The organism is Streptomyces griseiscabiei (assembly GCF_020010925.1).
GTDB lineage: Bacteria > Actinomycetota > Actinomycetes > Streptomycetales > Streptomycetaceae > Streptomyces > Streptomyces griseiscabiei.
In genome coordinates this window covers 2,893,807-2,915,569 of sequence record NZ_JAGJBZ010000002.1, presented here as the reverse complement: position 1 = coordinate 2,915,569, position 21,763 = coordinate 2,893,807, and the positions used below count along the sequence as shown (strand labels likewise).

The following is a 21,763-nucleotide window of genomic DNA, read 5'->3' as shown; positions in this document are numbered from 1 at the left end:
GTGGAGGAGCTGGTACGGGAGTTGCTGCCCGGGGAGCTTGCGGGTGGGGCGGATGGGGAGGGGTCGTCTCCCAGGGTGGCCGGGGAGGGTTCGGCTGCCGCGGATACGGCAGGAGCTTCGGCTCCCACGGCTACCGCGGAGGCTTCGCCCTCCGGAGCGGCCCCGGAGGGTTCGGCTACCTCAGACACAGGAGGGCCTGCGGCAGCCGCAGCAACAGCGGAGGCTTCGGTCTCCGGGGCGGCCTCGAAGAGTTCTGCTGCCGCCGACACCGGAGTGCCCGCGGCTCCCGCGGAGGCGACACGGGGCGCTGGTCCCGGAGAGTCTGCGGAGGCCGCGGCTCCGGGAGGGGATGCCGTCGCTCCGGACGCGGGGTCCGGTGCGGCTCCCGCCGGGACGCCTGCCGACCGCCTGGACGCCGGGGACGGGGGCGGGGCCGAGGCCGGTGCCCAAGCCGCGGCCGGTGCCGGTGCCGGCGTCGAGACCGAGGCCCGGTTCGACGACAAGGCCGGCGCCGAAGCCGGTGCCCCGGCCCACTCCGAGGCCGACGCGGCTGCGGACGAGCCCGTCGGCGGGGGCGGCGGCAGCAGCGCCTCCTGGCTCCCCGAGGAGGTCGTCCGGCTGATCGCCCGGCGGTCGACCGAAGCGCTCGCGCTGCCGGACATCGACCGCACCGAGATCGCGGCCGGTGTCACGGCCGGCGCCTCCCCCGACGCCACGCCGGCCGACGCCACGCCCACGGACGCCGTCCCGGGCGGCGGTTCGCCCCATGGCGCCGTGCCGCAGAGCTCCGACACCGGCTCCGGTGCGGACACCGCGTCCCCGGCGCCCGGTGCCGGAGACACCGTGTCCACCGCCGGAGCCGCCGACGCCCCCGCGAGGCGCCGTGTCCTGCTGGCCGGAGCGGCGGGCGCGGTGCTCGTCGCGGGAGGTGGCGCGACCTGGTGGGCGCTGGGCCGGGACAGCGGCTCGGGCGGCGGCAAACCGGCCGCCGCCTCCCGGCGCCCCGCCCACATCGTCGCGCTGCACGGCGACCTCAGCGGCGGACAGCGCGACACCGGCAGGGCGCAGGAACGCGGACTGCGGCTGGCCGTCGCGGAGTTCAACGCCCGCCGGGACGCCCCGTTCCAGGTGGACGTACGGGCGGTGGACGACGCCGGCGACCCGGCGGAGTCGGCCCGCCTCGCGAAGCGGCTGGCCGACGACCCCGCCGTACTCGCCGTGATCGGCCCGACCACGGACGCGACCGCGCAGTCGGCCCTGGCGGAGTACGACGCCGCGTTCGTCCCCGTGCTCGGGGTGTCGCCCGGCGCCATCGGCCTCTCCGTGCAGGGCTTCCGTACGTTCCTCAACACACGGCTGCCGGACTCGGTGATCTCCGTCTATCTGGACGCCGTCCTGCGCGGCGCCCACCCGCGCAGGGTGGGTGTGGTGGTGGACCGCGCGGCCGACAACTACGGCTGGGAGATCAGCAGCACCCTCAGCAAACAGCTGAACACGGCCGGGCAGCCGTACATCCCGCGTGTGGTCAGCACGATGCGGTCCGGCTTCGAGGAGGTGGTGGACGACCTGCTGGCCGCCGACACCGACTCGTTCGCGTTCGCAGGACTGCCCGACCGGGCCGCGTCGTTCGCCCGGACGCTGCGCGAACGCGGCTTCTCCGGTGCCCGGGCGGGCGGGCCGGCCCTGCTCGACCCGCGTTTCCTCACGGCGGCGAAGGAGGACGCCGACGGCTGGGCGATCGTCGCGCCGATCATCGACCCGACGGGCGTCCCGGCGGCGAAGGCGTTCGTGGCCGCCTACCGGAAGCGGTGGCGGGAGGCACCGCCCCGGTACGCGGTGGAGGCCTACGACACGGCCTCCCTGGTGCTCACGTCCCTGGCGGGCCTCCCGGCCAAGGGCCGTACCCGTGAGGACCTGTTCGCCGCGCTGCTGGCCGCCAAGTACGAGGGCATCACCAGGACGTACGCGTTCCAGGAGAAGACCGGCCTGCCGGCGATCGACGGCACCGGCGGCCACCTCTGGCGCGTCGAGGACGGAGCGTTCGTGTACGGCGGCCCGGCGCCGCTGACGGCCTGATGGAGCCGCTGCGCACCGCCGACCCGTCGCGGTTGGGCGACTACCGCCTGCTGCGGCGGCTCGGCGCCGGCGGCATGGGCGTCGTGTTCCTGGCCCGCGCCCCGGGCGGGGCCTTCGCCGCCGTCAAGGTCGTCCGGGCGTCGTACGCCGACGACGCCGGGTTCCGGGCCCGGTTCCGCCGGGAGATCGAGGTGGCCCGGCGGGTGGACAGCCCGTGGGTGGTCCCGCTGCTGGGCGCGGACGCCGACGCGGAGGCTCCGTGGCTGGCGACCGCGTTCGTACCGGGCCCCTCGCTCGCCGAGGTGCTGGAGGGGCACGGACCGTGGTCCCCCGCCTCCGTGGCCGTGCTCGGACTGCGGCTCGCCGAGGCGCTGGACGCGGTCCACCGGGCCGGGCTGGTGCACCGGGACGTGAAGCCCGGCAACGTGCTGCTGGCCCCCGACGGGCCCCGGCTCATCGACTTCGGTATCGCGCGTACGCCGGAGGGTACGCCGCTCACGTCCACCGGCGTGATCGTGGGCTCGCCGGGCTTCCTCTCCCCCGAACAGGCGCGGGCGCGCGGCGCGGGGATCGGTCCGCCCAGCGATGTCTTCTCGCTGGGCTGCGTCCTGGCGTTCGCCGCGACCGGCGTACGGCCCTTCGGGGGCGGTGCAGCCGCCGGGATGCTGTTGCGCACGGTCTACGACGAACCGGAGCTGCCCGGCATCCCGGAGGCGCTGGCACCCGTCGTACGGGCGTGCCTGGACAAGGATCCGGCGCGGCGGCCGACCGCCGTCGAGGTCGGCGCGGCGCTCGACGCCGCCGTGTCCGCCGACCGGGAGCGATGGCTGCCCGAGCCGGTGACCCGGCTGATCGCGGACCGGTCCGCGGCGGTCCTCGCGATGGGCGCGATCGAACCGACGCGGGTGCCGGCCCCGGCCGTGACGGGAGCGCCGGACGGAGCCGCCGCGCACGAGCCGGCGGACGCGGTCACGGTGACCTCCGCCGGGGAACCGGAGGCCGGTTCCCCGGCCACGAACCGCCGCGGCTTCCTGGTCCTCGGTTCCGCGGCGGCGGCCGGGGTCCTGGCGACCGGCGGCGGAGCCTGGTGGTGGAGCGGACGGGGCGGGCGGAAGGCCGGGGCGGGCGACTCGCCCTCGTCCGCACCGCGCACCGAACTCGTCATGGCGTTCCAGGGCGATCTCTCCGGCGCCACCGCGCAGACGGGGCGTGCCCAGCTCAACGGCGCCCGGCTGGCCGTCGCCCAGGTCAACGCCGACGCCGACCGGCCGCTACGGCTGAGGCTGCGGGCGTACGACGACGGGGGCGAGCCCGGCCGGGCCCTGGACCGGGCCCGCGAACTGGCGGCGGACAAGCGGGTCCGCGCGGTGCTGGGCCCGACCACGGACGACTGCTTCCTCGCCGCGGAGACCACGTACACGAAGGCCGTGCTCCCCGTCGTCTCGGTGTCGGTGGGGGTGCCGGCCCAGGTCAGAGACGCCGGAGCGACCACATTGCGTACGCACGCACAACTGTCTCCCACCGATCAGCTGCTCGCCGCCCCCTGCAACAGATACCTCTCGGGGAAGGCCGACGCCCGCGAGATCCTCCTCGTCGAGGACCGGGCGGAGGGCGATTTCGCCTGGACCCTCTGCGACTTCGTCCAGCGCGCGATGGGCCGCGCCGGGCGGAACGCGAGCATCACGAGTGTCGCCGCCGGGAGACTCGATGCCGTCGCGCTCGCCGGGAAGGCCGTGGCGGCAGGGGCGGACGCGGTCGTGTTCACCGGTGGTCAGGAGCGGGCGGGTGCCTTCGCGGCGGCACTGCGCGGCGCCGGGTTCTCCGGGACCCGGCTCGCGACCCAACGGGCCTTCGGCGCACGGTTCCTGGAGAGCGCGGGTCCGGCCGCCGACGGCTGGGTCTTCGCCACCACGTTCATCGACGCGACGGCCGCCCCGGCGGCCCGTTCGTTCAGCGCGGCGTACGAGGCACGGTACGGGGAGCGCCCCGGCCCGTACGCGGCGGAGGCGTACGACGCGGTGCTGTTCCTGGCGGAGGCCTGCGGGGGCGGGGACAGGGACAAAGGCGGCGCAGGGGGCGGCGGAGGGAGTGGCGGCTCACCGCTCGTGGAACGCGGCGCGATCGTACGGCGTCTGCCGGAGGTGTCCTACCAAGGCATCAGCCGGACGGTCGAGTTCTCCGCGGGCTTCGGATACAACCATGACGCGTTGTTCCTGTTCCGCATGGTCGACCGGGAGTTCGACTTTCTGGGGCAGTACCAGCGTGCGGACGTGTGAGGGGCCCGGGTGGTCATCGGGGCCCGGTCCGAGGGGCTATCGTGCCTTCATGTCGCAGGACCTGATTCGTATCGTTTCCCGAGACTCGCCCATGGCCCTGGCCCAGGTGGAGCGCGTACGCGCCGAACTGGCCGTGCTGCACCCGGCGCTGCGCACCGAAGTGGTCCCCGTGAAGACGACCGGGGACAAGTGGATGGGCGATCTCTCCAAGGTCGAGGGCAAGGGGGCGTTCACCAAGGAGGTCGACGCCGCCCTCGTCGCGGGCGAGGCGGATCTGGCCGTGCACTGTGTGAAGGACATCCCCGCCGACCGGCCGCTGCCCGCCGGCACGATGTTCGCCGCGTTCCTGAAACGGGACGACATCCGGGACGCGCTCGTGGACCCCGCCGGGCGCACCCTGGACGAGCTGCCCGCGGGGACCCGCATCGGCACCTCCTCCGTCCGGCGCACCGCGCAACTCGCGGCCTCCCACCCGCACTTGGAGTGTGTGCCGTTCCGGGGCAACGCCAACCGCCGGCTGGAGAAGCTGGCCGCCGGTGAGGCGGACGCGCTGCTGCTGGCCGTCTCCGGGCTGGAGCGGATCGGCCGCGCGGACGTGATCAGCGAGATCCTCTCGGTCGAGACGATGATGCCGCCGATCGGCGCGGGCGTGCTGGCGCTGCAGTGCCGTGAGGACGACACCACGACCATCGACACGGTCAGCGGTCTCGGTGACCCGGACACCCACCGCGAGACCGTCGCCGAGCGCATGTTCCTGCATGTCCTGCAGGGGCACTGCAACAGTCCCATCGCGGGCTTCGCCCGCACGGACCGCGGTGGCGAACTCTCCCTCCGCGCCTCCGTCTTCACCCCCGACGGCAAGACGATGCTCAACGCCCACGAATGGGCCGGGCGGCTCGACCCCGCCACCCTGGGCACCTCTGTCGCCGTCGCCCTCCTCCGCCAGGGCGCCCGAGACCTCATCGACGAGATCCCGCACTGACCCGGGCCCGGACGGACGCTCCGGGGCTCTCCCGCCCGTCGCCTCAGCCGACCCTGCGGGAGAGCACCTGACCCGGCCAGGTGCCGGAGAGGAAGCGGGTCGTGGGCGTGAAGCCGTTGCGTTCGTAGAAGGCCACGAGGTGGCCTTCCTCGCCCGCCCAGCAGTCGACCCGGAGCAGTCGTACGCCTGCTCGGCGGGTCTCCTCGACGGCGTGGGCGAGGAGGGTCGCGCCGATGCCCAGACCGGCGTGGTCGCGGTCGGAGGCCAGCAGGCGTACGTAGCGCTCGGGTTCGTCGGCCGCGGGGATCGGCATCTGCGGACTGGGGCCGGTGTCCAGGACGAGCACACCGACGGGCTGCCCGTCCGACTCCGCGATGTACGAGGCGTTCTCGGTGGTGTACCGCTCGATCCGGGCCGGGCCGTCGGGCCGTCGCGAGTAGGGGATCGTGCCCCACTGCTCCGTGTTGCCGCGCGCGTTCATCCAGGCCACCGCCCCGTCGAGCAGCCGGAGGATCGCGGGCGCGTCGGCCGGGCCACCGGGCCGGATACGCAGGGGGCGGGGGGTGTCGATCATGGGGAGAGCCTAGGTGGTGGCGTCGGGTTCGGCGAGGCCGAGTTCGCGCGGGCCCAGCGGCTCGAAGTAGCGGCGTACGTCGGCCTCGGTGACGTCGGCGAGGGTGGGCGGGGACCAGCGGGGGGCGCGGTCCTTGTCGATGACCTGGGCGCGGACGCCCTCGACCAGGTCGGCGGTGGACAGCGCGGCGAGGGAGACGCGGTACTCCTGGTCCAACACCCGCTCCAGCGAGCCGAGTCGCCGGGCTCGGCGGACGGCGGTGAGGGTGACCTTGAGTGCGGTGGGTGACTTGGTGAGCAGGGTCTCGGCGGTCTCCTTGGCGGCCGGGTCGCCGTGGGCGAGCAGCCGCCGGACGATCTCCTCGACCGTGTCTGCGGCGAAGCAGGAGTCGATCCAGTGCCGTTGCCCGGCCAGTTCGCCGGGAGGCGCCTCGCGCGCGTGCCGGGCGACGGCCTCCCGCGCGGGCAGTGCGGCGAGGTCGTCGAGCAGAGCGCCGAGCGACGCGGACGGTACGTAGTGGTCGGCGAGGCCGCACGACAGCGCGTCCCCGGCGCCGATCCGCGCGCCCGTCAGCGCGAGCAGCGTGCCCGCCTCGCCCGGGGCCAGGGCCAGCAGACGTGTGCCGCCGACGTCCGGTACGAAGCCGATGCCGGTCTCGGGCATCGCGACACTCGACCGCTCGGTGACGACACGGACGCTGCCGTGCGCGGACACGCCGACGCCGCCGCCCATCACGATCCCGTCCATGACGGCGACATACGGCTTGGGGTAGCGGGCGATACGGGCGTTGAGGCGGTACTCGTCGCGCCAGAACGCGGCCGAGGCGGAGCCGTCGCCGTCGCGGGCGTCGTCGTGGACCACCCGGATGTCGCCGCCCGCGCACAACCCGCGCTCCCCGGCGCCGGTGATGACGACGGTCTCCACGGCCGGGTCGTGCTCCCACACGGTCAGGGCTTCGGCGATGCGCCGCACCATGGTGTGGTTGAGGGCGTTGAGGGCCTTCGGGCGGTTGAGGGTGATGTGCGCGGCACGGCCGGTGGTGTGGAGGAGGACCGGCTCGTCGCCGGTCGTCGCACTGCCGCCGGTCGTCGCGTCGCCGCCGGTCATGGGATCGCCTCCGTCGCCACTGCGCCCGCCGGGCCTCGGAGCACGCACACGCGCATGATCTCGTCGGTTCCTTCCCCGTCCAGGCCGGCGACCGCCCGTCATGAGACGGACCCCGCTCCGTGCAGGAGCTAGGCGGGCGCGGTCGCCGGCAGTGCCCTGAGCTTGCCGGCACCCCGGGCCCGCCGAGCCTACCTGCTGCTTCCCGCCCATCCGACAGCGCGGTCCGTCCCGCTCATCCCCGCCGTTCACCCACCGCCGGCCGGCCCCCGTCCGTCCGCCTTCGCCAGCACTTCGTGCGCGACCGCGTTGACCGCCTCCACCGCGCCCTGGCGGTCGAAGCGGAACAGAAGGGTGCCGCTGGTCTGGGCCCAGGTGCGGGCCTGCGGGGTGTAACCGGCGGCGGAGAAGAAGACGCCGGTCTTCCGCTCCTGTGCGGCGACGCCGTGGAGTTGCTGGACGGTGGGGCGCCCGGTGGGCTTGCCCTCCAGCTTGACCTGGGCGACGGCACGGACGCTGACCACGTCGACACCGCCGTCCGCGCCGACGGGGGTGGCGACCGCGTCGGTGAAGCCGAGATAGCGCATCCACTCGGCGGCGATCAGTTCGGCGTCGCGGGCCTCACGGATCAGCCGCTCCGGCGGCCGCCCGGTGGGTACCACGGCTCTCCGTCTCCCCGAGTCGGCGGCGAGTTCGCGGGCGGCGACGGCCGTCTCCAGGCCGTGGTTGGTGGAGAAGGAGAACGTACGGGCACCGGAGGCGAGAAAGCCGTACGGGCCCGGCCGGATCTCCGGGGTGTCGTCGCGGTAGACGACGTCCCGCTCCTTCACCACCAGCGCCCGATCGGTGACGACCACGAGTGCCCGGCCGCTCCCGGAGAGCCCCTGCTCCGGGCCGACGGCCAGACCGAGTATCCACTCGTCGGCGGCGACATGAGCCCGCGCCAGCTTGGTGAACCGCACCGCGAGCGGCTGCGGGTCGTAGGGCCGCAGCCGGGCCATACAGGCGGCGATCGCGTCCTCGACCGTCGACCCCAGCGGGGGCAACTCCTCCAGCAGGCGCTTCGCGTCCGCCTCGACGTCCCGTGCGGGCGGGCCGGTGACCACCGCGGCGGCTCCCTCGGTGACCGCCTCGACAGCCCGTCTGTGCGCGGCGGCCACCCGGGCGGCGGGGCTGAGGTTCGCCCGCCAGATCACCACCCCCACCGAGACGAGCAGACACAGCCACCACACCGTCCATGAGCCGGACATGACCGCCGCGACCGTGCTCAGGGCCAGCGCGCCACAGCCGATCGCGGGGGTGCCGATCGGGGGCGTGGCACCGTCGTCCGGCAGGCAGGGTGCGCCGTCCGCCCGCTGGTGCCGGGCCATCCCCTGCCGTGTCGCCGCCACCTGCTGCCCGCACAGCGGACACTCCAGCCTGCTCATCCGCCCCCACCCCCACGCCGGTGCCCGTCGATCACTGACCTGTCGATCACTCCCCGGCCGGGAGACTAACAGCGGCCACCGACAACGCCCCGCGGGCCCGAGGCGCGAAACACGGCTTGCGCGGCGGTCGCCCGCCGACGTCCGACCCGGTCGACCACCGCGAGCGCCACGCCGTCGAGCGCGGCGTCGACCACGACCGTCCTCGTCGCCGCTGTCAACGAGTGGCTGTGACCAGCCATCTCACGACGGCGCCGCGTAGCAGTGGACGGCCACCAGCTGAGAGGGGCTCCATCGTTGCTCGACCGTGGCCATCAGTTCCCAGCCCAGCCGCTCGTACAGGGCTGCCGCGGCGGTGTCGGACGCCACGACGTCGAGCACCGGATGCACGCCACGCCCTCGTGCTTCCGCAACGGCCCGGCCGATCAGCAGTGCGCCGATGCCATGGCCCCTGGCCTGCGGGGCGACGAACAGCCGGCTGACCACCCCGGTCCGGTCCGTGCTCGTCCCGTTCCGCTCGCTCCACAAGCCGGGGGCCAGATCCCCTTCGCCGCTGCGGGACAGACTGACATGGCCGACGACACGGCCGCCGAGTTCAGCGACCCAGGACCCCCGTACGGAAGCGTGCGACAGCCACTCTGCAGGCCGGTCAGGCCAGTTCACCGGGTAACCGTCACATTCATGGACCTCCGCGAGAATCCGCACACATGTCTCGACGTCGCCCTCGGTCCTCCGCCGGACCCAGTGGCCTGGCCTCTCCACAGCGACCTCGGAATTCTCGATGTTCACTCCGGCAGGCAAGCACAGGTCACGGAGTCACGGCCAGCCACTTTCGACATACGCCCCAGGGCACAGTGGACGACGACGGCACCGCTCACCCGGGCGGTTTCCGCCAGATCCTGATCTCGGTGGCCGGAAGGCGCTCCGCGAACCGGCCGTCGGGGGCCGCCTCCGCGAGCAGCGCGCGCAGGTCCCGCTCGAAGTCCGGCAGCCTGTCCCCGAACAGGTGCGGCGCGGAATCGGACCGGGAGAACGCCCACGCGACGATGTCGTCCGAGGTCCGGGTGACGACCCCTCCGGCCGGCACCACCAGGCGTGCGAGGTCCCCGAACCCGGCGCGCTCGATGATGGCCGCCTCGCCGCCGGGCGTGCCGTCGACCAGCACACCCTGCCCCGCACGACGCACCGGGCCCAGGTACCGGCGTACCAGTTCACCGACCCGCTCGTACGGCGGCGCGGCGGACGACGGGACCGGCCCCGGAACCGGCCCCGGAACCGGCTCCTTCAGGTCGCTCACATGGACGAGCGCGCCCCCGGGCTCCAGCATGTCCAGCACGGTGGCCGCGACCCGGTCCCGGTCCGTCCAGTGGAAGGACTGGGCGAACACCACCGCCCTGAACTCCCCCAGCCCCGCGGGCAGTTCCTCGGCGCGCGCGGCCACCCAGCGCGCGTTGGTCACCCCTCGGCGTCCGGCCTGCCGTTCCGCCTCGGCCAGCATGTCCTCGTCCGGATCGACACCGATCGCCTCCGCGAAGTACCGCGCCATCGGCAGCAGGACGATCCCCGGACCGCAGCCCACGTCGAGGAGACGGCCCCGGCCGTCCGACTCCAGGGCTTCGGCCAGCGCTTGGGGGAAACCGGGCGCGTACGGGAGCCGGCCCCGCTCGTAGTGGGCCGCGCTCCCCTGGAAGAGCGTGCGGTCCCACCGCCATCCGTCAGGCATACCGAGCTCCTCGCTCCGTTCAGTCGAACTCCTCGACGTACTCCTCCGGCGGCCCCAGTTCGGGGCGGGCCCGCAGTTCCAGCTCCCCTCCCAGGCGTTCCAGTTCGAGGACCGTCACCGTGTTGCCGCCGGGGCGCAGCAGGGGTGCCGGGCAGTACAGGGTGACCTGCGGCCCGATCTCCCGGTACCGGCCGAGGAGAAAGCCGTTCACCCACACGAGGCCCCGGCAGGAGCCGGGCAGGGCGAGGAAGGTGTCCGCGGGTGTCCCGACGGAGAACTCGGCGACGGCGAACCCCGCGCCCGTGCTCACGGCACCCACACCGGCACCGCCGCCCATGCCCTCGGCACCGGCACCGGCACCGGCACCCACACGCGCCGTACCGGCCCCGACCGCCGCACCCAACTCCCCCTCCCCCCACTCCTGCAGCGCCACCGGCCTACTCTCCCACCCCTGCACGATGCGCCGGTCGACGAGGACCGGCCCGAGCAGGCCCTTGTGTCCGCCGATGCCCGGACCGTAGTTCACCCGCCCGAGGTTCTCGACGAGGATCTCCAGGCGTACGACGGCACCGGTCCCGTCGATCGGGAGTTCCGGGGAGTCCGGGTCGGCGGCACCGGCGAACGTGCCGTCGGCGAAGACCAGCGCCCGGTCCCGTACGTCCGTGAGGACGAGCCGGTGGGCGCCCGCCGGGACGCGGGGGTGCGCGGTGTACAGGACCATGCCCGCGTCGAGGCCGAGCTGTTCGAACGAGGCGGGGCGGGGCCCGGTCGTGGTCGGTGCCGGTACGGCGCGCAGACCGGGGAGCGGGTCGCTGTGGTGGACGAGCGGGACGCGGGCCGGGGGCAGGGTCGGCGGCCGGGCGGGTGACCGGAGCGGCCCGTGGGCGCCGAGCGCCTCGCGTACGGCGTGGAACTTGGCGGTGAGAGTGCCGTCCTCGGCGATGGGGGCGTCGGAGTCGTAGCTGGTCACGACGGGGGCGAGGCGGCCCTCGTGGTCGTTGGCACCCGCCCAGAGGCCGAAGTTGGTGCCGCCGTGGGCCATGTAGAGGCTGACGCTGCCGCCGTCGGCGACGATGCCGCGCAGGGTGTGGACGGCGCTGTCCACGCCCCGGACGTGGTGGCGTCCGCCCCAGTGGTCGAACCAGCCGTTCCAGAACTCGGCGACGAGGAAGGGTTCGTCGGGGCGCCGGGAGCCGAGGAGGGCGCGGGCGGTGTCGGGCGCGGAGCCGAGGGTGACGGCCGTGAGGGTGCCGGGGAGGGTGCCGCCGTCCAGCATCAGGTCGGTGGGGCCGTCGGCGGTGAACAGCAGTTCCCGGATGCCGCGTTCGGCCAGGGCGCGGCGGTTCCAGCGCAGATAGGCGTGGTCGTCGCCGTAGCTGCCGAACTCGTTCTCGATCTGGACCGCGACGACCGGGCCGCCCTCGCAGGCCTGGAGGGCGGCGATCCGGGGGACCAGGTCGTCGAACCAGCGGCCGACGAGGGTGGTGAACGCCGGGTCGGAGCTGCGGATCGCGAGGTCGCGGGCGGTGAGCCAGCTGGGCAGACCGCCGTTGGACCACTCGGCGCAGATGTACGGGCCGGGCCGCACGATGACGTCGAGGCCCTCCTCCCCCACCGTACGGACGAAGCGTTCGAGGTCGCGCCAGCCGTCGAAGCGGGGCGGGGTGTCCTCGCGGGGCTGGTGGAAGTTCCACGGCACATAGGTGTCGACGGTGTTGAGGCCGAGGTCCGCGAGCCGGCGGATCCGGTCGCGCCACAGGTCGGGGTGGACCCGGAAGTAGTGCAGTGCCCCGGAGAGGACGCGGTGCGGGACGCCGTGCCGGTGGAACCGGCCCCCGTCCCAGGTGAGAGCACCGGCGGCGCCCCCCTCGGTGTCCCTGCGGCGCCTGCTGTCCCTGCGCGCCGTGTCGGTCGTGGTGTGGGCCGGGCAGCGGTGGGTCGTCGTCGGCTCAGTCACGAGGTGAGCCTATGTTATCGGTGCCATACGTAACAAGGTCGATAGAATCCGGTGAACGACTCCGTGGGCCGCCCACGTGAGGGGAACGGGGAACACCATGACCGAGGAGACCGCGAGGCCGAGGCAGCCGAGCATGGCCGATGTGGCGCGGGTCGCCGGGGTGTCGGCGCAGACCGTCTCGCGTGCGCTCCGCGGCTCGCCGAACGTCGACCCGGAGACCCGGCGGCGGGTGCTGGCCGCCGTGGAGCAGGTCGGCTACCGCTTCAACAGCGCGGCCAGGGCGCTCTCCTCGGGCCGCAGCCACACGATCGGCCTGGTGCTGCTGGCCTCCGGCGGGTACTACTCGCGTTCGGCGGTGACGGCCGGTGTGGAGTCGGCGGCGGGCGCGGCCGGGTACGCGGTGTCCATCGCGACCATCGCCGCGCTGGACACCGGCTTGATGGAGCAGTCCCTGTCCAAGCTGGCCGACCAGGGTGTCGACGGCTTCGTGATCGCCGTACCGCTCATCTCCGTGACGCGGAAGATGGAGGACATCACGCGCGACATCCCGACCGTCACCCTCGACGGCTCGCGGACGGCGGGTGCCCGGGTGCTCGGCATCGACCAGCAGGAGGCGGGCCGGGTCGCCACCCAGCACCTGCTGGACCTGGGGCACCGGCAGGTCTGGCACATCTCGGGGCCGGACGAGTGGATCGAGGCGCGCCGGCGGCGGCAGGGCTGGCAGGAGTGCCTGGCGGCGGCCGGGATCGAGGCGCCGCCGATCCTGGAGGGCGACTGGTCGCCCGACTCGGGGTACCGGCAGGGGCAGATCGTCGCGATGATCCCGGAGGTCACGGCGGTGTTCGTGGCGAGCGACGAGATGGCCTTCGGGGTGATCCGGGCGCTGCGCGAACGGGGCCGGTCGGTGCCCGGCGACGTGTCGATCGTGAGCGTCGACGACATCGCCCTGGCGGCCTACGGCTCGCCCCCGCTGACCACCGTCCGGCAGGACTTCTACCGCTACGGCGCGGCGGCCGTCGACCTGCTGCTGCACGGCGACGAGGCCGCGGTGGACGCGTCCGCGGTCACCGCCTCGCTGACGGTCCGCGCCTCCACCGCGCCCCCGCGCACCGGCTGACCCGGCACCGCCGCGCTCCCCAACTCCCTTGCCTGGCCTCTTGCGCTGCCATGTTATCGATGCCACCGTAACAGCACCGGATCACCCTGTGATCCAGATCTCGCGCAACACATCTCTCTCGCGCGGTATGTCTCGCGCTGCCAGGTGGGCAGTTCGTCCACGGGAAGGACACCGCATGAGGAGATCGCTCGTCCTCACGGGCGCCGCGGTCACAGTGCTCGGACTGCTCGCCGGCTGCTCGGCCGGCGGGAGCGGCTCGGACTCCGGCAAGACGGTCCTCAAGGTCGCCGCCCTCGAAGGCGGTTACGGCCGGGACATGTACACGCAGGTCATCGAGGCGTACGAGACCTCGCATCCCGACATCGATGTCCAGTTGCAGATCTCGAAGAGCATCGAGGACGAGATCACCCCGAACATGAAGGCGGGCCGCTACCCGGACGTCGTGGTGCTCGGACAGGGCCGCAAGGCCGCCCTCACCGAGACCCTGATCAAGGACAAGGCCCTGGAGGACCTCACCCCGGTGCTCAAGGAGAAGATCCCCGGCGAGAACACGACCGTCGGGGACAAGCTCACCGAGGGCATCGTCGGCAACCTCAACACCGATCCGTACGGCACGGATCGGACGTATCTGATGCCGATGTACTACGCGCCCACCGGACTCTTCTACGACCAGGGCCTGTTCGAGAAGAAGGGCTGGCGGGTCCCGGCCACCTGGGACGAGATGTTCGCGCTCGGCGACACCGCGAAGAAGCAGGGCATACCCCTGTTCACCTATCCGACCGCCGGATACCTCGACTCGTACTTCTTCGCGCTCCTCGCCGACATCGGCGGGGAGTCGTTCTACACCGATGTGATGACGTACAAGAAGGACGTCTGGAAGTCGGCGAACGCGCGGAAGGCGCTGGACATCACGACGAAGCTGCTCGGTTACGCGGCGCCGGCCACCGTCGGGTACGCCAACGAGCAGGACTTCACCAAGAACCAGCAGCTGGTCCTCGACGACAAGGCGCTGTTCATGCCGAACGGCACCTGGATCGTCGGCGAGATGGCGGAGGCCCCGCGCGCCGACGGCTTCCGGTGGGGTCTGACTCCGCTGCCCGCGGTCACCCCGGGCGGCAAGCGGTACATCACGACGTCGGTGGAGTCGGTGTGGGTGCCGAGCGCCGCCCGGCAGAAGGACGCGGCCAAGGAGTTCATCGCGTATCTGTACTCCGACGACGCGGCGGGGATCTTCGCGAAGTCGAACGCGATCCAGCCGGTCGAGGGCATCGCGAGCAGTCTGTCGGCCGAGAACGCCGAGTTCTACAAGGTCTACGAGGACCCGTCGGTGGCCGCGCTGGTGGGCGGCTTCGCCAGCACCGCGCCCGTCGAGGGCGTCGACATCAAGGCCACCCTCTTCGACACCGCCAACAGCGTCATCAGTGGCGACACCACCGAGGACGCGTGGCGGTCCGCGCTGCACGAGGCGAGCGAAAAGCTGCGGCAGGCGGGCGGTTGAGGTGCGGACAGGCACGGTGACGACCTCCGCCACCCCACCGCCCGGCCCGGCGAAGGGCGTCGCGGTGTCCGAGGGTGCGCCGTCCACCGGGAGTCCCCGGCGGCGGGGCACCCGGCCCGCGCCCCGCCGCCGCGCCGACACCCGTTTCGTGCTTCTGTGCCTGCTGCCCGCGCTGGTCCTGTTCGCCGTGTTCATGATCATCCCGACCCTGAACGTGTTCCGGATGTCGTTCTACACCTGGAGCGGCTTCTCCCCGGACCTGCGCTTCGTGGGCCTCGACAACTTCCGCGCGCTCCTCGACGACAAGCAGTTCGTGCGCGCCTTCCAGAACACGGTCGCGCTGCTGGTCGTGGTGACGGTCGTGACCCTGGGCATGGGCCTGTTCCTCGCCGCGATCATGACCCGGCAGCGGCTGCGCGGACGCAACCTCTACCGCTTCGTCCTCTACATCCCGAACGTGCTCTCGGTGGTCGTGATCGCGGCGATCTTCTCCGCCGTCTACGACCAGCGGAACGGCCTGCTCAACGGCACCCTCCGGCTGCTGTCGCTGGACGGCCTGCAGCAGATCTGGCTCGGGAACCAGAAGGTCGTGCTCTACTCCGTGGCCGTCGCGATGGTCTGGCAGTCGCTCGGCTACTACATGGTCCTCTACATGGCGAGCATGGCGAGCGTCCCGGAGGAGCTGTACGAGGCGAGCGCGCTCGACGGCGCCTCCCCCACCCGGCAGTTCTTCGCCCTCACCCTGCCGCTGATCTGGGAGAACCTCCGCACCACCCTGACCTTCTTCATCATGAGCGCCGTCAACCTCAGCTTCGTCCTCGTCCGCGCGATGACCGGCGGCGGCCCGGACGGCTCCTCCGAGGTCCTGCTGAGCTACATGTACAAGCAGGCGTACACGAATTCGTCGTACGGCTACGGCATGGCCATCGGTGTCGTGATCTTCGCGTTCTCGTTCCTGGTGTCGCTCCTGGTGAGCCGGGCGACACGGCGCGAGCCCCTCCAGTACTGAGGACGGACACCACCACCATGACCCTGACCACCCCGTCCCGCCCGCGCACCGACCGCCGGGGGACGCGCGTCGGCCGCCCGCTCACCCACCTCCTCGTCATCGCCCTCGCGCTCGCCGTCGCCGTACCGGTCGCCTGGGTGCTGCTGGCCTCGCTCAAGCGGAAGAGCGAGTTCTTCGGCAGCCCCTGGTCGCTGCCGGAGAGCCCGCACCTCCGGAACTACGTGGACGCGTTCGTGGGCGCCCACATGGGCCAGTACTTCCTGACCTCGGTGTTCGTCACCGCCCTCGGCCTGGTGTTCGTCCTCGCGGTCTCCGTGCCCGCCGCGTATGTCATCGCCCGCTATGAGTTCCGGGGCCGCCGTCTCGTCGAACTCGCCCTGCTCGCAGGCCTGTTCGTCAACGTCAACTACATCGTCGTACCGATCTTCCTGATGCTCGTCGACTGGGACCGCGCTCTGATCGACGTCTTCCCCGGCGGCTTCTTCATCGACAATCCCACCGTCCTGGCGCTCGTCTACGCGGCCACGTCGATCCCGTTCACGATCTATCTGCTCACCGCGTACTTCCGGTCGATCCCGGTCGAGTACGAGGAGGCCGCCGCGCTGGACGGGGCCTCGCGCTTCCGGATCATGACCGCCGTCATGCTCCCGATGGCCCGTCCGGCGGTCACCACGGTGGTCCTCTTCAACTTCCTCGCCTACTGGAACGACTTCATCATCGCCCTCACCCTCCTCCCCGGCGAGGGCAAGACCTTGCAGGTCGGCCTGTTGAACCTGTTCACCGCGCAGAAGGCGGCGGCCGACTACGGGCGCCTCTACGCCGGCATGGTCATCGTCATCGTGCCCGTGCTCCTTCTCTACGCCGTCATCCAGCGCCGGCTCGTCGAGGGCATGGCGGCGGGCGGCGTGAAGGGCTGAGCACGCGCATCAGCGGAAGGGATCCAAGGATGAAGCAAAGGATGAAGGAACCGACGCGTACGGCGCTGTCGCTCGCCGCCCGCGCGCTCCTCGCGGCGGCCTGCGTCGCCCTCGTCGTCGCCGCGCGCACCACGGTCGGCTGGGACAGCCTCCTGGTCATGCTCGCCGCGCTGGCGGGGCTGCTGGCCCTGCTCGCGTCCTACAACCGGCGGTTCCGGTGACCACGGCCGCCGCGAACGGACGCGCCCTGGCCCGGGTGCGGCCCAGCGGTCGCCAACTCGCCTGGCAGGCCCTGGAGTTCTACGGCTTCCTGCACTTCGGCATGAACACCATGACGGACCGGGAGTGGGGCGAGGGCCACGACGACCCGGCGCTGTTCGACCCGGCGGGGCTCGACGCCGACCAGTGGGTGCTGGCCCTCAAGAGCGCGGGGATGACCGGGGTCGTCCTCACCTGCAAGCACCACGACGGCTTCTGCCTCTGGCCCAGCGACGTCACGTCCTACTCGGTCGCCGCGTCGCCGTGGCGGGGCGGCCGGGGCGACGTGGTCGCGGAGGTCGCCGACGCGGCCCGCCGGCACGGTCTGCGGTTCGGCGTCTACCTCTCCCCCTGGGACCGCACCGAGGCGTCGTACGGCTCGGGCACCGCGTACGACGACTTCTACGTCGCCCAGCTCACCGAACTGCTCACCCGGTACGGGCCGGTGTTCTCCGTGTGGCTCGACGGCGCCAACGGCGAAGGCCCGAACGGCAGGCGGCAGACCTACGACTGGGAGCGCTACTACGCGGTGGTCCGCGCACTGCAGCCGGACGCGGTCATCAGTGTGTGCGGCCCCGATGTCCGCTGGTGCGGCAACGAGGCCGGTGAGACCCGACCCGACGAGTGGAGTGTCGTCCCCCGCGCCCTCCAGGACGCCGAGCGCACCGCCGGCCGTTCGCAGCGGGCCGACGACGGCGCCTTCGCCCGTCTCGTCCGCAGCGACGACCGCGACCTCGGCAGCCGTGCCGCTCTCGCCGGGCACGAGGACGATCTCGTCTGGTACCCGGCCGAGGTCAACACCTCGATCCGGCCCGGCTGGTTCCATCATCCGGCCGAGGACGGCCAAGTCCGTTCCGTGGAAGAGCTGTTCACCGTCTACCTGCGTGCGGTCGGCGGCAACTCCTGCTTCCTGCTGAACGTCCCGCCGGCGAGGGACGGGCTCGTCCCGGACGCCGACGTGGCGGTCCTCGGCCGACTCGGGCAGCGCATACGGGACTTCAGGGCACGGCGGATCGAGGCGACGGAGCGCGTGTCCTCGGAGGCCTCCCACGATGCGGGCCTCCTCACCACCGTGACGCTCTCCTTTCCCCGGCCCCACGTGGTCGAGGCGGTGGTGCTGGGCGAGGACATCACCCAGGGACAGCGCATCGAGCACATCGTCGTCCGGGGCCACCGGGACGGCCGCTGGACACCACTCGCCGAGGCGAACTCGGTGGGGCATCAGCGCATCCTGACGTTCCCGCCGACCGAGCTCGACTCCGTACGGGCCGAGGTGATCCGGTCCCGGGACGTACCGGTTCTCGCGCGGGTGGACGCGATCGAGGCGGCCTCGTGAAGCGGACCGGGACACCTCGCGGGACGACTGGCACACCCCGGAGAACCGCCTTCCTGGTCTTCGGCGCCTGTGTCGCCCTCACCGCCCTGATCGTCACCGGGACGACGCTGCTCGGCCATCGTGGCAGCGGTGACGGCACCCGGATCGCCACCCTCGACGGACACCCCGTCACACGGGACGAACTCCTCTTCCACATGCGGCGGTTGGCCCCGACGGTGCAGAACGAGCTGCGCAACGAGCACGGTGTGGGCGGCGCGGTCGACTGGAACGCGAAAGCCGGTGACGAGACCGCGCTGCGACGTCTCGAATCCCGGGCGCTCGACGAGATCCGGCGGGACAAGACCACCCTCGTCCTCGCCGAGGAACAGGGCCTCGTGGACTCCGTGGACCACGCGGACTTCGTCGCCGGGCTGGAGCGGGAGAACGAGTCCCGGGCCCAGGCCGTCGCCGCCGGGCGCACCGTCTACGGGGTCACGGAGTTCTCCCCCGACGAGTACTACACCCACCGGCTCACCGAACTGACCACGAGCCTCAAGAAGCGGCTGGGCGCGGAGGCGAAGGGGCCGCTCACGGTCACCGACGCCGAGGTCCGGCAGGCGTTCGACGCCGACCGGGACGCGTGGAGCGCCAACGCGACGACGTACACGTACACCCGGCTGGTCGTGCCGACGCCCGTCGGCGCTCCCCCGGACCACGCCGCCCGCCTCCAGCGCCGGGTGGCCGACGCCGAGCGCCTCGCGGACGTCGTCCCGGAGGAGCCCGGCGCCGAGCTGACGACCGCCACGTACGACGGCGGTGGCGCGGGCGGCCTCAACGCGCACGACCAGGACCTCGCGGCGGTCCTCGGCAAGCTGCGGACGGGTGAGGTGTCCGCGCCCGTCCCGGGCACCGGCCGGATCACGTACTACGAACTCGACGGCAGGCGCGTCGACGAGGGCAAGGCGTTCGCCGCGTACTCCGGGCGGATCCGGCAGTCGCTCGTCGCGGAGAAGTTCGACCAGTACCTCCAGCGTCGGATCGACGACGGTGACATCGATGTCGACAGCGCGGCGCTGGGTGCCATCAACGCAGAGGATGTGCAGCAATGAGACCCGTCGACACCGGACCTCCGCGCCCCGCCCGGACGCTGTACGTGGGCTTCGTCGCCCTGCTCGCCGCACTGCTCGTCGGAGCGCTGGTGCCCGCCGCGCACGCCGGCACGGCCCCGCAGCGCGAGCCCGTAAGGATCAAGCCCGTCTGGCCGGGCAACACGCCGAACACCACCGGCGGCAAGGACTACTTCATCGACGCCGCCCTCGGTCGCGACAGCGCGGCCGGGACCTCGCCGGCCGCCGCCTGGCGCACCCTGGGCAAGGCGAACGCGACCACGTTCGCGCCCGGCGACCGCGTCCTGCTGAAGGCCGGCGCTCAGTGGCAGGACGAGCAGCTGTGGCCGAAGGGCTCGGGTGCCGCGGGCCGGCCGATCACCGTCTCCGCGTACGGCGATCCGGACGCGCGACGCCCCTACATCGCGACGAACGGCAAGGTGCGGAGTCCGTTCAGGGCGGACGGCACGAAGAATCCGGCGACGGTCGGGCTGACGGGTGCCATCGTGCTGCGCAACCAGCAGTACTGGAACATCAACAACGTCGAACTCTCCAATGACGACGACTTCGCGACCGACATCACCACGGGGACGTACGTCCGCGACGGCATCATGATCTCGATCAACGCCGATCTCCTGGCGGGCGGCGCGGACAGCGTCATGGACCATTTCCGGATCTCGGACGTGTACGTCCACCATCTCGACGGCCCGAGCACCTGGCAGCGCATCCACTACGGCGCGGTGAACTTCCAGGTGTTCGGCAGCCGCAGCTACAAGAACTACGGCACGGGCGGCTACTACTTCAAGGACGTCCGGATCGAGAACAACACCTTCGAGAACGTCGAACTGCACGCCGTCCAGTTCGCCTTCAACTGGTTCGCGGCGGACGGCGCGGACGCCGGTCAGTACGACGAGAGCGGGAAGTGGCACGAGGGCTGGGAGCAGTTGTGGGTGCGCACCCGCGATCTGTACAGCCGTGACGTCTACATCGGCCACAACTACGCGGAGAGCGTCGGCCAGGGCGCGATCCAGCTCGCCAACACCAAGCACATGACGGTCGAGTACAACGAGGTGAACGGCTATCTGGAACGCTACGACGCGGTGTCCTGCGCGCTGTATCTGTGGGCCGGAGCCGATTCGGTGATGCAGTTCAACGAGGTCTACGGCGGCCCGGACAACGAGTACGACGGCACACCGTGGGATCTCGAATACACCAACTTCAACGTCACGTACCAGTTCAACTACTCGCACGACAACGCGGCGGGCTGGATGGCCTACATGGGCAACAGCGCGAACTCGATAGCCCGTTACAACCTGAGCGTGAACGACAACGGCGTCCTGGTGAAGAACATGCTGTCGACGAACTACTCGCCGACGTACTTCACGAACAACACGTTCGTCTATGACGGCGCGGATCTCGACTACGTCCACGACGAGACGTTCCTGAGCCGTGTCTACTTCCTCAACAACGTCTTCTACAACACCTCGGAGACCAGACCGACGACCTGGTACCGCCGGACGGGCGCCCTGCGGCAGGCGGTGTTCGCGCACAACGACTACTACGAGGCCGGCGGCACCCACTCGCCCCAGGAACCGGCCGACCCGGACGGACCGCGGGCCGACCCGCGCTTCGTCGGTGACCCGGCCGACTACGTCACGGGGGCGGGTGTGCACCGCATCCGGGAGGCCGCCGCGCACTTCGCCCTCCGCGACGACTCACCGCTCGTCGACGCCGGACGCTACAACCCCCGTCTGGGCACCCAGGACTTCCTGGGCCGGCACATCTACCACGGCGACGCCCCGGACATCGGTATGGCCGAGACCCTGATCGGCCCGAAGGTCCCGAACCCGGTGGACGACGATCCGATCGAGGAGGAGGCCGACAACCGGGCCGACCTCGCCCTCGGCAGACCGGTCACCGCCAGCTCGACCCACCCCGGGGCGAACGGCACGCTCACCGCCGACAGACTCACCGACGGGAACCCCACGACCCGCTGGGCCGCCGCCGACGACGCGGCCTATCCCGTCACCCTCGACATCGACCTCGGCGCGAACACCACCTTCGACCAGGTGTATCTGGACGAGTACACGGACTCGGGCACCAACCCCCGGGTGCGGACGTTCGATCTGCAACGGTGGGACGCGGCGGCCGGCCGCTGGGTCACCTTCGCGACCCGTGACACCGGCATCGGTCACGATCTGACCGTGTCCGGCTTCGGTGACATCACCACCTCCCGGCTGCGGGTGGCGCTCACCGGGACGATCGCGACGGAGCGGTACACGCCCACGCTGACCGGGATCTCCGTCTACCGGAGCGACGGCTAGGGCCCTTCTGGTGGATCTCCGTGGGAGAAGGAGCGGCGTTCGGTGCGTGCGCTCGGCGTGCGGCGTGGAGGGTCTTGTGGCGGAGCCACCTGGCCCTTCGCGC

Annotated in this window: 17 protein-coding genes; 11 read left to right on the top strand and 6 right to left on the bottom strand. The window is 72.1% G+C overall.

Going from position 1 to position 21,763, the window contains the following annotated elements; all coding sequences use genetic code 11:
• From J8M51_RS29955 to hemC, 3 genes are read left to right on the top strand one after another with little or no spacing between them, the layout of a single operon-like run.
• On the top strand, positions 1 to 2,076 hold the full coding sequence (locus J8M51_RS29955; RefSeq protein ID WP_267299712.1) for an ABC transporter substrate-binding protein: 2,076 nt from the start codon (positions 1 to 3) through the stop codon (positions 2,074 to 2,076).
• Positions 2,076 to 4,352: a bifunctional serine/threonine-protein kinase/ABC transporter substrate-binding protein gene (locus tag J8M51_RS29950; protein WP_267299592.1), complete on the top strand. Its 2,277-nt coding sequence runs from the start codon at positions 2,076 to 2,078 to the stop codon at positions 4,350 to 4,352. Before J8M51_RS29955 ends, J8M51_RS29950 begins: the two co-directional genes overlap by 1 nt.
• A gap of 49 nt (positions 4,353 to 4,401) precedes the next feature.
• Complete coding sequence (gene hemC / locus J8M51_RS29945; RefSeq protein WP_216587460.1) at positions 4,402 to 5,334, top strand: hydroxymethylbilane synthase; 933 nt, start codon at positions 4,402 to 4,404, stop codon at positions 5,332 to 5,334.
• A 43-nt stretch (positions 5,335 to 5,377) separates the two neighbouring features.
• Here hemC and J8M51_RS29940 read toward each other — a convergent pair whose 3' ends face one another.
• From J8M51_RS29940 to J8M51_RS29915, 6 genes are all read right to left on the bottom strand, one after another.
• Complete coding sequence (locus J8M51_RS29940; RefSeq protein ID WP_086763739.1) at positions 5,378 to 5,908, bottom strand: GNAT family N-acetyltransferase; 531 nt, start codon at positions 5,906 to 5,908, stop codon at positions 5,378 to 5,380.
• Between the two features lie 9 nt (positions 5,909 to 5,917).
• Positions 5,918 to 7,015, bottom strand: coding sequence for an enoyl-CoA hydratase/isomerase family protein (locus J8M51_RS29935; RefSeq protein WP_267299591.1), 1,098 nt, complete (start codon positions 7,013 to 7,015; stop codon positions 5,918 to 5,920).
• 245 nt (positions 7,016 to 7,260) lie between these two features.
• Complete coding sequence (locus J8M51_RS29930; protein WP_086763102.1) at positions 7,261 to 8,439, bottom strand: restriction endonuclease; 1,179 nt, start codon at positions 8,437 to 8,439, stop codon at positions 7,261 to 7,263.
• A 240-nt stretch (positions 8,440 to 8,679) separates the two neighbouring features.
• Positions 8,680 to 9,141: a GNAT family N-acetyltransferase gene (locus tag J8M51_RS29925; RefSeq protein ID WP_086763104.1), complete on the bottom strand. Its 462-nt coding sequence runs from the start codon at positions 9,139 to 9,141 to the stop codon at positions 8,680 to 8,682.
• Positions 9,142 to 9,310: 169 nt separating this feature from the next.
• The gene (locus tag J8M51_RS29920; protein WP_086763106.1) at positions 9,311 to 10,159 is read right to left on the bottom strand and encodes a class I SAM-dependent methyltransferase; all 849 of its coding nucleotides are present in this window, start codon (positions 10,157 to 10,159) and stop codon (positions 9,311 to 9,313) included.
• A gap of 19 nt (positions 10,160 to 10,178) precedes the next feature.
• A complete protein-coding gene (locus J8M51_RS29915; RefSeq protein WP_267299590.1) occupies positions 10,179 to 12,116 on the bottom strand; it encodes a glycoside hydrolase family 35 protein in 1,938 nt (645 codons plus the stop codon).
• A gap of 97 nt (positions 12,117 to 12,213) precedes the next feature.
• On the opposite strand from J8M51_RS29915, the gene J8M51_RS29910 reads away from it, so the two are divergent.
• From J8M51_RS29910 to J8M51_RS29875, 8 genes are all read left to right on the top strand, one after another.
• Positions 12,214 to 13,233 (top strand): LacI family DNA-binding transcriptional regulator, encoded by a 1,020-nt coding sequence (locus J8M51_RS29910; RefSeq protein WP_086763607.1) that lies wholly within the window; start codon positions 12,214 to 12,216, stop codon positions 13,231 to 13,233.
• 175 nt (positions 13,234 to 13,408) lie between these two features.
• Positions 13,409 to 14,731: a carbohydrate ABC transporter substrate-binding protein gene (locus J8M51_RS29905; protein ID WP_267299589.1), complete on the top strand. Its 1,323-nt coding sequence runs from the start codon at positions 13,409 to 13,411 to the stop codon at positions 14,729 to 14,731.
• A 16-nt stretch (positions 14,732 to 14,747) separates the two neighbouring features.
• Positions 14,748 to 15,740, top strand: coding sequence for a carbohydrate ABC transporter permease (locus J8M51_RS29900; protein ID WP_256966279.1), 993 nt, complete (start codon positions 14,748 to 14,750; stop codon positions 15,738 to 15,740).
• 17 nt (positions 15,741 to 15,757) lie between these two features.
• A complete protein-coding gene (locus tag J8M51_RS29895) occupies positions 15,758 to 16,657 on the top strand; it encodes a carbohydrate ABC transporter permease (RefSeq protein ID WP_086763254.1) in 900 nt (299 codons plus the stop codon).
• A gap of 41 nt (positions 16,658 to 16,698) precedes the next feature.
• Positions 16,699 to 16,878 carry a DUF6903 family protein gene (locus tag J8M51_RS29890; RefSeq protein WP_086763252.1) on the top strand — a complete coding sequence of 60 codons (180 nt, stop codon included), beginning with the start codon at positions 16,699 to 16,701 and terminating at the stop codon, positions 16,876 to 16,878.
• Entirely contained in the window at positions 16,875 to 18,251 is a 1,377-nt protein-coding gene (locus tag J8M51_RS29885; protein WP_086763250.1) for an alpha-L-fucosidase, read from the top strand. Before J8M51_RS29890 ends, J8M51_RS29885 begins: the two co-directional genes overlap by 4 nt.
• Positions 18,248 to 19,339 (top strand): hypothetical protein, encoded by a 1,092-nt coding sequence (locus tag J8M51_RS29880; RefSeq protein ID WP_267299588.1) that lies wholly within the window; start codon positions 18,248 to 18,250, stop codon positions 19,337 to 19,339. Before J8M51_RS29885 ends, J8M51_RS29880 begins: the two co-directional genes overlap by 4 nt.
• Positions 19,336 to 21,660: a discoidin domain-containing protein gene (locus J8M51_RS29875; RefSeq protein ID WP_086755634.1), complete on the top strand. Its 2,325-nt coding sequence runs from the start codon at positions 19,336 to 19,338 to the stop codon at positions 21,658 to 21,660. Before J8M51_RS29880 ends, J8M51_RS29875 begins: the two co-directional genes overlap by 4 nt.
• Positions 21,661 to 21,763: the final 103 nt, after the last annotated feature.